Annotated in this window: 11 protein-coding genes; 2 read left to right on the top strand and 9 right to left on the bottom strand. The window is 41.2% G+C overall.

Annotated features, from left to right (window positions below):
- The first annotated feature begins 19 nt into the window (after positions 1-19).
- Entirely contained in the window at positions 20-1,057 is a 1,038-nt protein-coding gene (locus tag AACU98_RS12280) for a glycosyl hydrolase family 8 (protein ID WP_004249791.1), read from the top strand.
- A gap of 138 nt (positions 1,058-1,195) precedes the next feature.
- Here AACU98_RS12280 and AACU98_RS12285 read toward each other — a convergent pair whose 3' ends face one another.
- From AACU98_RS12285 to fdnG, 7 genes are all read right to left on the bottom strand, one after another.
- A complete protein-coding gene (locus tag AACU98_RS12285; RefSeq protein ID WP_049219305.1) occupies positions 1,196-2,845 on the bottom strand; it encodes an LTA synthase family protein in 1,650 nt (549 codons plus the stop codon).
- A 108-nt stretch (positions 2,846-2,953) separates the two neighbouring features.
- A complete protein-coding gene (gene selB, locus AACU98_RS12290) occupies positions 2,954-4,816 on the bottom strand; it encodes a selenocysteine-specific translation elongation factor (protein WP_036971847.1) in 1,863 nt (620 codons plus the stop codon).
- On the bottom strand, positions 4,813-6,204 hold the full coding sequence (gene selA / locus AACU98_RS12295; RefSeq protein ID WP_161734811.1) for an L-seryl-tRNA(Sec) selenium transferase: 1,392 nt from the start codon (positions 6,202-6,204) through the stop codon (positions 4,813-4,815). The genes selB and selA overlap by 4 nt, the downstream gene beginning before the upstream one ends.
- A 15-nt stretch (positions 6,205-6,219) precedes the next feature.
- Positions 6,220-7,140, bottom strand: a complete 921-nt coding sequence (gene fdhE, locus AACU98_RS12300) for a formate dehydrogenase accessory protein FdhE (protein ID WP_004246539.1) — start codon at positions 7,138-7,140, stop codon at positions 6,220-6,222.
- A 198-nt stretch (positions 7,141-7,338) separates the two neighbouring features.
- On the bottom strand, positions 7,339-7,995 hold the full coding sequence (gene fdoI / locus AACU98_RS12305; RefSeq protein WP_004246538.1) for a formate dehydrogenase cytochrome b556 subunit: 657 nt from the start codon (positions 7,993-7,995) through the stop codon (positions 7,339-7,341).
- Positions 7,992-8,930, bottom strand: coding sequence for a formate dehydrogenase subunit beta (gene fdxH / locus AACU98_RS12310; RefSeq protein ID WP_004246537.1), 939 nt, complete (start codon positions 8,928-8,930; stop codon positions 7,992-7,994). Before fdxH ends, fdoI begins: the two co-directional genes overlap by 4 nt.
- 11 nt (positions 8,931-8,941) lie before the next feature.
- Complete coding sequence (fdnG, locus tag AACU98_RS12315; protein ID WP_080633831.1) at positions 8,942-11,989, bottom strand: formate dehydrogenase-N subunit alpha; 3,048 nt, start codon at positions 11,987-11,989, stop codon at positions 8,942-8,944.
- Between the two features lie 179 nt (positions 11,990-12,168).
- On the opposite strand from fdnG, the gene fdhD reads away from it, so the two are divergent.
- Positions 12,169-12,999 (top strand): formate dehydrogenase accessory sulfurtransferase FdhD, encoded by an 831-nt coding sequence (gene fdhD / locus AACU98_RS12320; protein ID WP_004246534.1) that lies wholly within the window; start codon positions 12,169-12,171, stop codon positions 12,997-12,999.
- On the opposite strand, the gene AACU98_RS12325 is transcribed toward fdhD, so the two are convergent.
- The gene (locus AACU98_RS12325; RefSeq protein ID WP_232464478.1) at positions 12,996-13,757 is read right to left on the bottom strand and encodes a GNAT family N-acetyltransferase; all 762 of its coding nucleotides are present in this window, start codon (positions 13,755-13,757) and stop codon (positions 12,996-12,998) included. The genes fdhD and AACU98_RS12325 overlap by 4 nt on opposite strands.
- A gap of 19 nt (positions 13,758-13,776) precedes the next feature.
- A partial coding sequence (locus AACU98_RS12330; RefSeq protein ID WP_161734814.1) for an ATP-grasp fold amidoligase family protein occupies positions 13,777-14,645 on the bottom strand: 869 nt, incomplete at its 5' end.

Here is a 14,645-nt window from a genome sequence, read left to right on the forward strand (position 1 = left end):
AAAGAAGGAGAAAGAGACAATGTCCATAAGACAGTTATCTCGATTGACTCATCGACTTGGTATTTTGCTAACACTAAGTGTGATGTTAATGATATCCCCAATGACACAAGCGACAGAAACCCAAGCAGGATGGCAACAATTTAAAGCGCGTTACATTACTCCCGAGGGGCGTGTCATTGATAGTGCTAATCAAAATATTTCACACTCAGAAGGTCAAGGATATGGCATGTTAATGGCGGTTATGAGTGACGATCGCCAAACCTTTGCACAATTATGGCACTGGACGGCAATGTCGCTGTATCGTGGTGATCTTGGCTTATTTAAATGGCGTTATGAACCCGAAAATAACCAACATACACCCGATCCTAATAATGCAACAGATGGTGATATTTTAATTGCTTGGGCATTATTAAAGGCCGGGGAAAAATGGCATGATGAAAGCTATCTTTCAGCGTCAGATTCTATTCAGCATGCGATCCTTGAACACACTTTAGTGAAGACAGAAAACTACAGTGTACTCTTACCGGGAATTAATGGTTTTAAAACCCCCGAAGAAATTATCATTAACCCCTCCTATTTTATCTTTCCGGCATGGAAAGATTTCTATCGAGTTAGTCATGATAGTCGCTGGAAAAATTTAATTAACGATAGCCAATCCTTATTAAGAAAAATGCGTTTTGGTAAATATAAATTACCAAGTGATTGGGTAAGTTTATACCCTGATGGTCATCTTGCCCCGAGTGAAAAATGGCCAGCACGATTTAGTTTTGATGCTATTCGCATTCCTCTTTATTTAGCATGGGCACAAGATAAACTCGCATTACAACCTTTTGTGAATTATTGGCAACAATTTGATCGTGATAAGACGCCTGCGTGGATCAGTATTGATGGTAAAGAGCGCGCCGATTATAACTTAACGCCAGGTATGATGGCGGTAAGAGATCTGACAATGAAAACAGCAATTGAAAATGTCGATTTAACTAAGGATACGGATTATTACTCTTCAGCCTTACATTTATTAGCCGCCTTTGCGCAGAATAATCACAATGACTATTAGTTAGCCCCGGTGGATATAACCATTAAAATAAAAAGAGGCCAGTTATCAGCCTCTTTTTTGTTCAATATCAGGACGAGTCAATAATCGTGTTGTTACAGATTACTAATCCCGATCACCTTTTATCAGTAAATTTGAAAATTAATTATCTTTGCCACCGGCAACGTTTAATTTGTTATAAATATAGTTCTTATAACTATTAACTAATTTTTCATCCTCACAATCATTTAATTTGCCTTGGCATAAATGACGCATTTGAATATTGGCTTTATAGTAAGGTGATAAAGGTAAACGAGCGCGCTCTAACAACATTCCCCCTAAAAAATTAATATCCGTTAATTCTCCAGTAGAAAGGGTTGCTCCTTGCGTTAAATTATCCCTTAAGGTGAATTGAGTAATATGTGCTGGATCACTAAAAGGTGATTGATAATTTTTTAGGTCAATATTAGGTTGATGATCACCAAAATAAAGAAACAGGGTGGGGCGCTCTCTATTTGCGACAAAGTGAGAAAAATCTTCAATAGCCGGATCACTGGCAATAATTTTTTCCATATAGTGGCTAAATTTACCCGGTGCATCAGGGCTTTCTGTCTGACCAGCTAATTGATAATCATCACTATGTGAGCCTTTATAAGGGCCATGCTCATACATAGTTAAAGAAAAGATAAATAATGGCTTATCTGTATGTGTTTTTAAGATTTCTTTTAGATAATTAATCATATCTTGGGTAGGGATAGTCCATAAATTCTCTTCTAAACTCCCCGGATAACCCAATTCTTGTGGCTGGATAATCTCATCTACCCCTAATTTTTCATAAGCATATCCCGCGTGATAGGCGTTACGATTAAAGGGAGTGAGCAGTACGGTGTAATACCCTTGAGATTTGAGTTGGCGGAATAAACTTTCATTGAGTTTATCAACCACAAAATAGAACACAGAGTTTTTACGCGCACCAAAATCATCGGTATTTAGACCGGTTAATACTGAGAACTCAGAAAGCCAAGTTCCTCCACCAAAGGTTTGTACTCGTAATGGGCTTTGGGCACTGACACCTTCATCTTTTTTAAACATAAAAAGATCGGGCAAATCCACGTTTTTATCAAATTGGTAAATGCTTGGGTTTACGGTAGATTCTTGTAGTAATACAACAATATCGGGTTTTACCTCGGTTTGTGTTTCCGGTAAGACCACACGATTGGCTTGCTCGATAAAGTAGTCTGCACTTTGTGCATAGTAAGGGGGATGATAAGCCGTTTGATAACCCGACATAATTAAATTAGTCACAGTTCCTCGACCACCGGGAAGCGTACCTTCCCACTCCGATTGCCATTTATTGACTGTAAAATGAATAGTTGTAAGGCCAATAATAATGAGTAATAAGCTACTTAGGCGTGTAGCAATAGGTGATTTACGGGAGAAACGCCACGCGGTAACCATATTAATGATTAGCCAAATAGCCATGGCAATAATCGCGACACCGGCTTCCCAATACTGCGTTAAGGTGCCTAAATTTGAGCTATCAAAAGCAAGGTTAAAATCTGAAAATAGCAGTGACTCTTTATAATAGTGGACTTTAAGTTGATTGATAAACTTGATAATGATAAAGAGTGTCCCTGTTGTGATTGCCGAGAATAGCGCGCGGGACGATAAAACAAAACACAGCGTAAAAATAATAAAATAAACACTGACAGACAGTAGTGCGGTATAAATTAGAGAAGCTTTCTCAAAGACAATAAATAATGAAGCAATAAGAACAAGCGCAAGATATATACGCCCTGATAATTTTTTCATATCTCTTCCGAGCATAGTGATTAAAAGTTTATTGATAAAGACAAGCGAAGAATACCTTAATTGGCTGAATGCTCATATCCAGCCAATCATAAAGAGTAACCAGTTAAGTTAGAATAACCCTTTATCTCGTAAGATATGAAGATCTTTTTTACGTCGAGTGAACCCTGTTCGGTCAAAATACTCAAGAATTTGTACGGCAAGTTTGCGACCTACGGCCAGTTCATCACGAAAATCGGCTGCGGTTACACTGCCGTTGGTTTCGTTATATTTTACGATGATAGCGGCAAATTTTTCTATCGAATCATGAGTATAATAGCGATCGGCAATAATAGGGATAATAAGACCTAGTTGAGCGGCTTTGCGTAATAAGCCTCGTATGACTTTTTCATCATTTTTCATTTCATGGGCGAGATCACGAACCCACCAAGGCTCTGATTGTTGAAAATAGTTTTTGGCAATCTGCCATAGTGCCTCTTGCTCTGCTGTGAAGGCTAACCCATGTGTTGGTAGGTGTAGCCAGCCTCGAGTTTGCTTAATAGCACCTTCTTGGCGTAACTGATCAATTAAGTGATAAACCAGCTCATCGTGATAAGTGGGAAGAGCCATACGTTTTAAACGGGAACGACCCACACCCATTTGATCGTTATGTTGCTGGTGATATTCTTCTAGTGTGCGTAATAGTTTTGCTTTGGCCTGTTCGGCATTGGCTTTCGAAATGACGACGCCGGAAATAGAAATAACATCAAAGGTGGTTAATAGCGTATCAAGTGCGGTTTCCGTCAGTTGCTGTGCCCAAGCAAATTGTGTCAATAACAATTCACCTTTGGGTAAATAGAGTGCGAGGTTATCACTCACCGTGTTGGCTTTATCAAGTGCACTTAGCCAAGATAAAAATTCAGCTTGTCGTTTACCCCGACGAGGAGAGTGTAAGCAGAGCACTTTGGCCGCCGCTAAAGTTCGTTGTGCACTGATATCGCGTAAAATCAGTCTATCGTTATCCACCAGCCACAAGGGTTCATCAAGAATAAGCTCTGCTAATAGCGGTGTTTCATCGGTATTATTTAATAGTGCAATACGTCCTGTAATATGGCGTGTACCATGATGAATATGAACCGGTTGCCAATGTTTAATAGGTTCATCAGCTGTTAGACTGACTAATATTTTGTGTGAAGGATAAAGTGGTGCTTGTGATAGTAACCAATCACCACGAGAAACCGTTTCTTTACTGACATCACCACTAATATTTATCGCAATGCGCATACCTGCACCAGCTTGTTCTACTGGCTGATTTTGCGCATGTAATGCCCTAATTCTTACCGGTTTGTCTGCACCGGTTAGCCAAAAAGTATCACCTAGCGCAATTTGCCCGGCAAGTGCAGTACCTGTGACCACCAAACCCGCACCTTTAATACTAAATACACGATCAATTGCTAAGCGAAAACGCTTATGCCATTGAGGGTGTTGTTGCTCTTGCTGATGTAGGGTAACTAAATAGTCTCGTAATGGCGCGATACCTACGCCAGTTGAGGCTGAAGTGACAAAGATTTGTGGTGCTGACCAACCTAGATTAAGTAAGTGTGTGGTTATCTGCTGTTTAACTTCATCAATACGTGGTGGCTCTACACGATCTGCTTTGGTGAGGATCACGGTGATGTTAGGACAACCGGCAAGACGTAAGATAGCTGTATGTTCAATAGTTTGTGCCATCACACCGTCATCACAAGCGACAATTAATAAGGCGTGAGAAATTCCCCCAATACCTGCCAACATATTAGAAAGAAACTTTTCATGACCGGGGACATCGACAAAACCAATGACTGATCCATCGGTTTGTGGCCAATAGGCATAACCTAAATCGATGGTCATACCGCGTTTTTTCTCTTCAGGTAAGTGAGTTGTATCTACACCGGTGATCGCTTGTATTAATGTTGTTTTTCCGTGGTCTACGTGACCGGCTGTCGCAAAAATCATAGTGATAGAGCCTGTATTAATGCATTTTCATCCTCAAGACAACGTAGGTCGAGCCATAAGCGACCATCCGTAATACGGCCGATAATAGGTTTTTCTAGGTTACGCCAATGTGCCGCAAGGGCATCTAATTGACTTCCTTTCCCATCTTTGGCAGCAAAGGTAAGGGCTGCACTGGGTAAGCTTTCAATCGGTAACGAGCCACTTCCTATTTGCGAAGCACATGAGGATATTGTGATATGGTAGTTATCGCCATAATATGCCTGAAAATGAGGAAGTAACCGTTGCGCCATATCATGAATTTCGGTTTGTGTACGAGTGAGTAAACGTAATGTCGGGATATCCTTGATCATTTTTTCAGGTTGTTGATAAAGTCTTAAGGTGGCATCTAATGCTGCCAATGTCATTTTATCGACACGTAACGCTCGTTTTAGAGGGTGATGTTGGATGGCTTCTATCCACGCTTTTTTACCTAGAATAATTCCTGCTTGTGGGCCACCTAATAGTTTATCTCCTGAAAAAGTGACTAAATCTATACCCTGTTGCAAATAGTCCTGTGGCATCGGCTCGCTAGGTAAACCCAGTGCAGCCAAATTGGTCATAGAGCCACTGCCTAAGTCTATGGCGGTGGGTAAATTCATCTCTTTACCCAGCGCAGCAAGTTGTGCACCTTCAACTTCAGCGGTAAAGCCTTGAATGCTGTAGTTGCTGGTATGAACTTTCATTAGCAACCCAGTATGTTCGTTAATCGCGTTACGGTAATCTTTTAGATGGGTACGGTTAGTGGTTCCCACCTCTTTTAAACGACATCCCGCTTGGCACATCACATCAGGAATACGAAAAGCACCGCCGATTTCAACTAATTCGCCACGAGAAACAACCACTTCTTTATCTGGTGCGACGGTGGCCAGCATTAATAAAACGGCAGCTGCATTATTATTAACAATACAAGCATCTTCGGCGCCAGTTAATTCACATAACAGATCGGCAATGGCTCGATCACGATGTCCTCGAGAAGCACCATCAAGGGAGTATTCTAATGTTGCCGGAGAGCGCATGACTTGGCTTACCGCTTCAATCGCTGACTCTGCCATTAACGCACGACCTAAATTGGTGTGTAATACCGTCCCTGTTAAATTAAAAACCGGTTTTATGGAGGCTTTTCGTTGTAATGCAATACGATTTTTTAATTCTTCCGCCCAATTATCATGCCATTGCGGTAACTGATTATTTTGTCGAATAATGATACGCGCTTCTTCTTGTAGTTTGCGTAAATGTTCAACGATAAAGGTCTGCCCATAACCATCAACTAAAGTTTGAATGTCAACCTGATGGAGCAAACTGTCTATCGATGACAGTTGACTGTAAAGTGAACGCGTATCATGTGTCATGTTAATACCTAATTATTATTCATTGGGGAATAGAAGGGGGTTAATACTACTGCGTGCAAAACCTTCTTCTTCCATTTTTGCATCAAGAATAAGGGAGGCTAAATCGTCAGCTACAGCATCGACGTTAGCATCTTTTTCTTGGTATAAAATTTTTAAATAACTACCACAATCGCCACAGCTTTCTGCTTTGACTGGCGCATTTTCACTATCAAGAGACCAGTAATTTAATTTGCCCGTTAGTTCACAATTAGTACATTTTATACGTACCACGTGCCATTCGGTTTCACATAAATTACAGTGTAAATAACGCAGTCCTTGAGTGGTGCCAATTTGTACCATACTCGATACAGGCATACTGTTACAAACGGGGCAAAATTGGCGATTTTCGCCATATTCTGTTTTCGCTTTACCGGGAATGTTTGCCGCCAGTTGCGCCCAGTAAAGTGATAATGCCGCCCAAATAAACACTGATTTATCAGCGGAAACTTTTGAGTATTCATCGTTTAATAGTGCTGTTGCCATCTCTTCTAATTCGGTTTCAGAGGCTTTAGAGAGATTTTCTAAGGCAATTTTAGCACTTTCAGGTACAACGGATTGTAATTCCGCAATGATTGAGGCGAGTAATGCATGCCAATGCTTACTACGCTTAAAGGTCTTTTTATCTAGCGGCGCTATACCCGTTTGTTGAGAAAGTAACGGGGTTAAATCTAATTCAAGCGGGTTATCATGTAATGCTTTTTCTTGTGCTAAGGCAATTTCGGCAGCAAATTCAAGATAATCAGCGAAAGGATTGTCTTTGGCTAATGCTTGAAAACGTTCAGCACGACGTTGATAGAGGTTTTTTAAATTAGGGAATAACACCGGTGGAATAAAGCTGATGCTTTTTTCTGATGGCTCTTTACCTAATTGCTCTTTAGGAACGATGCGAATACTCATAACGTTCTATCTTCCTTCATAGTGTATTACCTACAAATATTGGCATCAGAATAATGCAAAATTTTACTTGAAGCCATGACAGCAGGTAAGGATATAGTCAATTTCTTGTTTATTTACGCTTGAAGATGATCGGGTAAATAAAATAAAAACGGAGGCAACAGTCAGCCTCCGTTTGTTCAGCAAATTAGCGTTAGTGCATTATTTCTGTGACTGCTTTTCGGCTTCTTTTTTCTCTTCTTCCAGTACTTCACGATACCAGCGAGGATGGTGTTTTTTCGCCCAACCGCGAGTCACCCAACCTTCAACCATGCTACGAATTGAGCCTTTCACCCAAAACGCTGCATAAGCGTGAACGATAACGGTAATAATCAGTAAGATTGCGGCAAATGAGTGCACCAGCAATGCAATACGAATCACCGGAATGGAGAAATATTCAGCAAAATAAGGACGCCAAATGATGATGCCACTGACCGTCAGCAGGATCAAACTGATAGATAATGCCCAGTAAATGCCTTTCTGACCTAAGTTATAGTGACCAATATCACCCGCTTCTTCATTTTTTAGCACTTTATGAATATTTTTAGCCCAAACTAAGTCATCTTTATCAATAAAGTTGTACTTCAGGTATCTGAAGAACATAAAGATAAACAAAATCGCCATCGCACTCCCCACAAATGGGTGAAGTAAACGTGACAGTTGAGGCGTACCTAAAATGTTCATAAACCAGTTCAGAGATGGGAAGAAGAAACCCAAACCACTGATGGCTGTGAATAGAAATACAATCACAACAACCCAGTGATTAATTCGCTCTGATGCGGTATGGCGAAGAATTTTATCACCTTTCTTCTTCATCATTTTTGCTCCTCCTTATTCACAGAGGTCTGTGTTTTAGAAGATGCTTCCATCTCTTTTTGTGCCGCTTCTTCATCTTCTTCGGTGGTGCGGTTAGGGCCAACACCTAAGTAGTGGAAGATAGCACCTGCAAATGTAGCAGCAAAACCAACCGCCGCTAATGGTTTCCAAATACCTTTCCAGAATTTAACCGTTGAGCTAATTTCTGGGTTTTCTGGTAAACCATGGTACAGGTTGGGTTTATCCGCGTGATGAAGCACGTACATAACGTGTGTGCCACCAACGCCTTGTGGATCGTAGAGTCCAGCGTTGTCATAGCCACGAGTTTGTAACTCTGTAACACGTTCATTGGCAAGATTAATCATCGACTCTTTTGAGCCAAAATGGATAGCACCAGTCGGACAGGTTTTAACACAAGCCGGCTCTTGACCCACTTCAACACGGTCTACACACAAGGTGCATTTATAAGCACGGTTATCTTCTTCATTAATACGCGGTACGTTAAAAGGACAACCAGCAATACAGTAACCACATCCGATACAGTGCTCAGATTGGAAGTCCACAATACCGTTAGCATATTGAATGATAGCGCCTTCCGCAGGACATGCTTTTAAACAGCCCGGATCAGCACAATGCATACAACCATCTTTACGGATCAACCATTCCAATTTGCCATTCTCTTCAACTTCAGAGAAACGCATCACTGTCCATGATTTAGCCGTTAAGTCCGTTGGGTTGTCATAAACACCGACGTTAGTACCAATTTTATCGCGGATATCGTTCCATTCAGAACAAGCAACCTGACAGGCTTTACAACCAATACAGGTGGTAACGTCGATAAGTTTTGCCACTTCTTCCTTGTAATCCCGCACTTGTGGTGCGGGAGTAAGGGAATTGGTGGCAGAGCGACGAATAATGTCTTGTGATTGCAGTGACATAATTTATCTCCTTACACCTTTTCCACATTAACAAGGAACGCTTTAAATTCTGGCGTTTGTGTATTTGCATCACCGACGAATGGCGTTAGGGTATTAGCAATAAAGCCTTTAACCGCAACCCCTTCAAAACCCCAGTGGATCGGAATACCAATGGTATCCACTTTGCGACCATCAACATCAAGTGTTCTAATACGTTTGGTCACTACAGCTTTTGCTTTAATGTAACCACGTTTGGAACTGACTTTAACGGTGTCACCTTGAGAAATACCTTTTTCTGCCGCTAACCGTTCACCGATTTCGATAAATTGTTGAGGCTGAATAATGGCATTTAACAGCGCATGTTTTGTCCAGAAGTGGAAATGCTCAGTCAGACGGTAAGTCGTACCTACATATGGGAACTCTTCTGCTTTACCCATCTCTTCCCAGTCATCTTTAAACACACGTGCTGCTGGGTTTGAAACAACATTTGGATGCAGTGGGTTGGTACCTAATGGGGTTTCAATTGGCTCATAGTGTTCAGGGAATGGACCTTCTGCCATCTTGTCGATAGCGAATAAACGCCCCATACCTTCAGGTTGCATAATAAATGGACCAACATCAGAGCCTGGTGCGGCATTGCTATAGTCAGGTACATCAATACCTGTCCATTTGCTACCATCCCATTCGATTAACTTGCGTTTTGGATCCCATGGTTGACCTTGTGGATCTGCTGATGCACGGTTGTAAATAATGCGACGGTTTAAAGGCCATGCCCACGCCCAACCTAATGTGTTACCCAAACCTGATGGGTCTGAGTTATCACGGTTAGCCATTTGGTTGCCTTTTTCTGTCCAGCTACCCGCGAAGATCCAACAGCCACTTGCCGTTGTACCATCATCACGTAACTGAGCAAATGAGCTTAGTTGCTGACCTTTCTTCAAAATGATATTGCCATCAGCGTCTTTTAAGTCGACAAGGGCTTTACCATTGCTCTCTTGAGCCACTTCTTCAGATGTTGGATTATTAGGATCAAAGTAATCCCAAGTCATATTCAACACCTGCTCAGGCATTGCGCCACCTTCTTCTTTATAAAGTTGGCGTAAACGATGGAAAATACCTGAGAGAATTTCACCATCAGGCAGTGCAATTCCTGGGGCATCAGCACCTTTCCAGTGCCATTGTAACCAGCGTCCTGAGTTAACAATAGAGCCGTTCTCTTCAGCAAAACAAGTCGTAGGTAGACGGAAAACTTCAGTTTGGATATCTGCTGTTTTCACATCATTCTCTTCACCGTGGTTTTGCCAGAAACAAGATGTTTCTGTATTTAACGGATCCATGGTGATAAGGAATTTCAGTTTTGATAATGAACGGATCACTTTGTTCTTATTCGGGAATGAAGCTACAGGGTTAAAGCCTTGGCAGATATAGCCATTGACTTCACCTTTATCCATCATTTCGAAATATTGCAGAACGTCGTATGGTTTATCCCATTTAGGTAATAGTGAGAATCCCCAATCGTTATCACGTTGAGCATGATCACCATAAAATGTCTTCATCATACTGACGAAGAATTTAGGATAGTTACCCCAGTAGTTAACCTGCCCTTGGACGGTCGGTTTTGGCGTATTGGCTGCTAAATAGGTTTCTAACGATGTTTGCTTTTCAGAAGGCAAGGTTAGGTAACCCGGTAAGCTTTGTGATAACAGACCAAGATCTGTTAAACCTTGAATATTAGAGTGACCACGTAGAGCATTAACACCGCCACCTGCCATACCCATATTACCTAACAGTAATTGGATCATCGCCATAGTACGAATGTTTTGTGCACCAACAGTGTGTTGAGTCCAGCCTAATGCATACAGGAAAGAGGCTGTTTTATCTTTCGCCGCTGTTTCAGCAATATATTCACAGACTTTTAAGAAATCTTCTTTTGGTGTACCACAAATCTGAGTGACCACATCAGGTGTGTAGCGACTAACGTGTTCTTTTAATAGATTCCAGACACAACGAGGATGTTGAAGCGTGGTGTCGCGTTTAGCGAAACCATTTTCATCCATCTCGTAATTCCAAGTGGTTTTATCATATTGACGTTTTTCAGGATCGTAACCACTAAAGAGACCATCATCAAAATGGTAATCTTCGCGCACAATCAAGCTGGCATTGGTATAAGCCTCAACGTACTCTTTTTGATATTTTTTATTTTCGAGCAGATATAAGATAACCCCCGATAAGAAGGTGATATCTGTACCTGAACGAATAGGCGTATAGAAATCCGCAACAGACGCAGTACGTGTGAAGCGAGGATCAATCACAATTAACTTGGCTTTATTATGGATTTTAGCTTCCATTGCCCAGCGGAAACCGACAGGGTGTGCTTCAGCCGCATTACCGCCCATAACGACGATAAGGTTGGCATTTTTCATATCAACCCAGTGGTTGGTCATCGCACCGCGACCAAATGTTGGAGCAAGACTTGCTACCGTTGGTCCGTGTCAGACACGCGCTTGGTTGTCGACAGCCAGCATCCCAAGTGCTCTTGAGAATTTCTGGGTCAAAAAGCCTGTTTCGTTACTTGCTGCGGAGGCACAAAGCATCCCCGTTGATAACCAACGGTTTACTTCAACACCTTCTTTATTGAATTTTTCGAAGTTGGCATCGCGATCTTTTTTCATTAAGCGTGCGATACGATCAAAGGTCTCTTCCCATGAAAGTTTTACCCATTTATCTGAGCCGGGAGCACGATATTCAGGATATTGTAAACGGCCTTTACTATGGATAAAATCAACGAGACCAGCACCTTTAGGACAAAGTGCACCACGGTTTACTGGGTGGTCAGGATCACCTTCAATATGGAATATGGTTTCTTTTGCGTTTTTCGCGCCATCGCCCAGACTATACATTAATAGTCCACAACCGACAGAACAGTACGTACAGGTATTGCGAGTTTCACGGGCACGCAGTAATTTATACTGACGTGAGCCTGCTAACGCAACAGCGGGTGCAAAACCTAAGGCAGCCGCTGTAGTACCTGCCATACCGCCAGCACAGATCTTAAAGAACTGTCTTCTGCTGACCTGCATGGGGTCTCTCCTCATCATACATTGCTTTTACTGACTCTGATTTTCTTCACGAAAACAGGAGCTGATTGTTTTTTTATTCCTATTATCCTTAATAGGATCAGGTTCATTGCCTGATAGGTAGTGTAAAATCGTTTTACCCGTATTGTTATTATGTATTAATAAAATTAGGAATTCATCTTATGGATGAAACAAAATCGACAAACTTGTTAACTAAACGTGTAATTGTTGGCATAGATCAAACAACTGTGCAACACAAAGGCTCCCTTAACCAAGCAGAGCAGGACTATATTGCACTCGAAGTTCCAGTTGCATTAGTGTACAACGGAATATCTCACGTTGTTATGATGGCAAGCCCTAAAAATTTAGAGTTATTTGCTGTCGGATTTTCCTTATCTGAAGGCATTATAGGATCTTCTAACGAAATTCGCAGTATTGAAATCGTTGAAAGTTGCCATGGTGGCACAGAAGTACAAATTGAATTATCAAGTCGGCGCTTTATGCAATTAAAAGAGCGACGTCGTAGTATGGCGGGACGCACCGGATGCGGTATTTGTGGTACAGAGCAATTAGCAGAAATTTTTCGCCCTATAGCGCCATTACCTTTTACACAAACATTTTCACTCTCTTTGCTTGATAACGCACTCGAGCAACTAAAAACCGTACAGGAAATTGGCGAGCTAACAGGATGTACTCATGCCGCAGCTTGGCTATCTCCTGAGGGGCAATTACAAGGTGGTTGCGAAGATGTCGGGCGTCATGTAGCACTTGATAAGTTGATTGGCTTAAAAACACAACAAAAGTGGACAGAGGGTGCAATATTAGTATCAAGTCGTGCAAGTTATGAAATGGTGCAAAAATCAGCAATGTGTGGTGCCGAAATTTTATTTGCGGTTTCCGCTGCTACCTCACTCGCCGTTGAAGTGGCGAATCAATATAATTTGACGCTGGTGGGTTTTTGTCGCCGTGGAAGAGCAACTGTTTTTACTCATCCACAACGACTCACTGATTAACGTATGCGGTGAAACATCCAAAGGTTGGGTTCCAGATAGACACCATATTGACGTTGAATATCGATATTTAACGGTGCCAGCCCCATAGGAATGGTGTAGTCACCACTGACAGGAAATCGTAATGAAGTCCATTGTTGCCATTTTTCTGTCGGTGCTTCAATTTTCATAGACTGTGGGGCAATTTTGATCGTGGTGGCACCTAAGCGCCAATGTGTACGTATCCAAGGATCAAAGGGCTCATCATTATCGTTTTTCCATTGGCAATATTCAGCAAAAGAGTGCAATGGATAACAATGTTTTAATGTAGGGCGTACAGGTACAGCAACACCGAGGTAACCTTGTTTTTTTGCATGCTCCTTTAAGGTATTAATTAAGCGTTGAGCAATACCTTTCCCCCGATAATGATGATCGATAGTAACCGACAAAGCAGAAATAAGATGGCAAGGTAATTGTTGTTCTTCAGCCTCCATGCCTAGCTGAAAAACACGATCCCAACCTTCATCCGGTAAATCGTTGAGAGAGTTGGTTTGCCAAGGTAACGCAATGGAGTTAATTACACCGATAACCTTTTCTTCTGTTTGCGTTTTTAATACCGCCATAAATTGGTAATGGGAAAAAGGCACATCATATAAGCGTTCCCAATAGCTATCATCAACAGAAGTTCCCATCATAAAAGCAGGCCAATGGTTGGCTATCATGGCTTCTGCTTTATCTAACAAATCGCTGCGATGGTAAAAATCGGTGATAAATATATTCATGATATACATATACCTTTTGTTAAGAAGCAATAGGTGTCCATAATTCACCTAATTTATAGTCCCACTCTTTTGGTTTAATGGGAATGCGCCCCGCATTGGGGGTAAAGGTCATTTCACTAAACAGTAGTGTGGTTTCTGACATTAAAAAATCGACCCGACAATAGGCAAAACCGTTAGCTAATTTGTTGGCTAATGTGAGCATATTGTCAAATTGTAGCGGTTTTTCAATATATTCTGGGGTATTGGGATCTTCTAAAGTAAAAGGCTGTAATTGCCATTGTGTATCATAAACATTGATATACTCGCATCCCTTTGTATCCGAAATATCAATTTCCGCATAATGAGGCTGACCATGAAAACAGTGGATACGGCATGTGGTTGGGATCATCGGACATTGAGTATCAAAAAGGTCGATATACTCTTCACAGATAATTTGCGCACTGATATTTTTATAATGCCATTCACGAGTAACGTGGTAGAGATTTCTCTTTAAATGAAAATTAAGTTTCTTTTTTGCCATCTCCAAATCAAATTGAGATTTATCAAGGCAAATAATAGTACTGCCACTGTCATGATTACATTTTAATACGAAACGGTTAGGTAGTGTATTAAGTTCGATTTCATTTGGATGGCGATAAGTATTAAGGATTTTGACCAGATATTTTTCGCCTATCTTTTCTTTTACATACTCCCTGACACTGATTTTATCTGCTAAGCGTGTATAGATAGGATCTCTATCAAATAACATACGTGCATTGATTTTTTCATTCAATGACATGGGGTGGCGAAAATTAGGTTGATAACCTAAGTTACGAATAAATTTATTTTTTAGATAAACACGATCTGGCTGTGCGAGCGTGCGTAATTGTTTGAAATAATATTCTAAAA

This window comes from Proteus sp. G4380 (assembly GCF_963885725.1).
In the GTDB taxonomy this organism is placed as follows: domain Bacteria; phylum Pseudomonadota; class Gammaproteobacteria; order Enterobacterales; family Enterobacteriaceae; genus Proteus; species Proteus mirabilis.

Bases quoted from the DNA above. Each gene is read 5' to 3' on its own strand.
- AACU98_RS12280 (WP_004249791.1), top strand. From the start codon at position 20: ATGTCCATAAGACAGTTATCTCGATTGACTCATCGACTTGGTATTTTG.
- AACU98_RS12285 (WP_049219305.1), bottom strand. From the start codon at position 2,845: ATGAAAAAATTATCAGGGCGTATATATCTTGCGCTTGTTCTTATTGCT.
- selB (WP_036971847.1), bottom strand. From the start codon at position 4,816: ATGATTTTTGCGACAGCCGGTCACGTAGACCACGGAAAAACAACATTA.
- selA (WP_161734811.1), bottom strand. From the start codon at position 6,204: ATGACACATGATACGCGTTCACTTTACAGTCAACTGTCATCGATAGAC.
- fdhE (WP_004246539.1), bottom strand. From the start codon at position 7,140: ATGAGTATTCGCATCGTTCCTAAAGAGCAATTAGGTAAAGAGCCATCA.
- fdoI (WP_004246538.1), bottom strand. From the start codon at position 7,995: ATGATGAAGAAGAAAGGTGATAAAATTCTTCGCCATACCGCATCAGAG.
- fdxH (WP_004246537.1), bottom strand. From the start codon at position 8,930: ATGTCACTGCAATCACAAGACATTATTCGTCGCTCTGCCACCAATTCC.
- fdhD (WP_004246534.1), top strand. From the start codon at position 12,169: ATGGATGAAACAAAATCGACAAACTTGTTAACTAAACGTGTAATTGTT.
- AACU98_RS12325 (WP_232464478.1), bottom strand. From the start codon at position 13,757: ATGAATATATTTATCACCGATTTTTACCATCGCAGCGATTTGTTAGAT.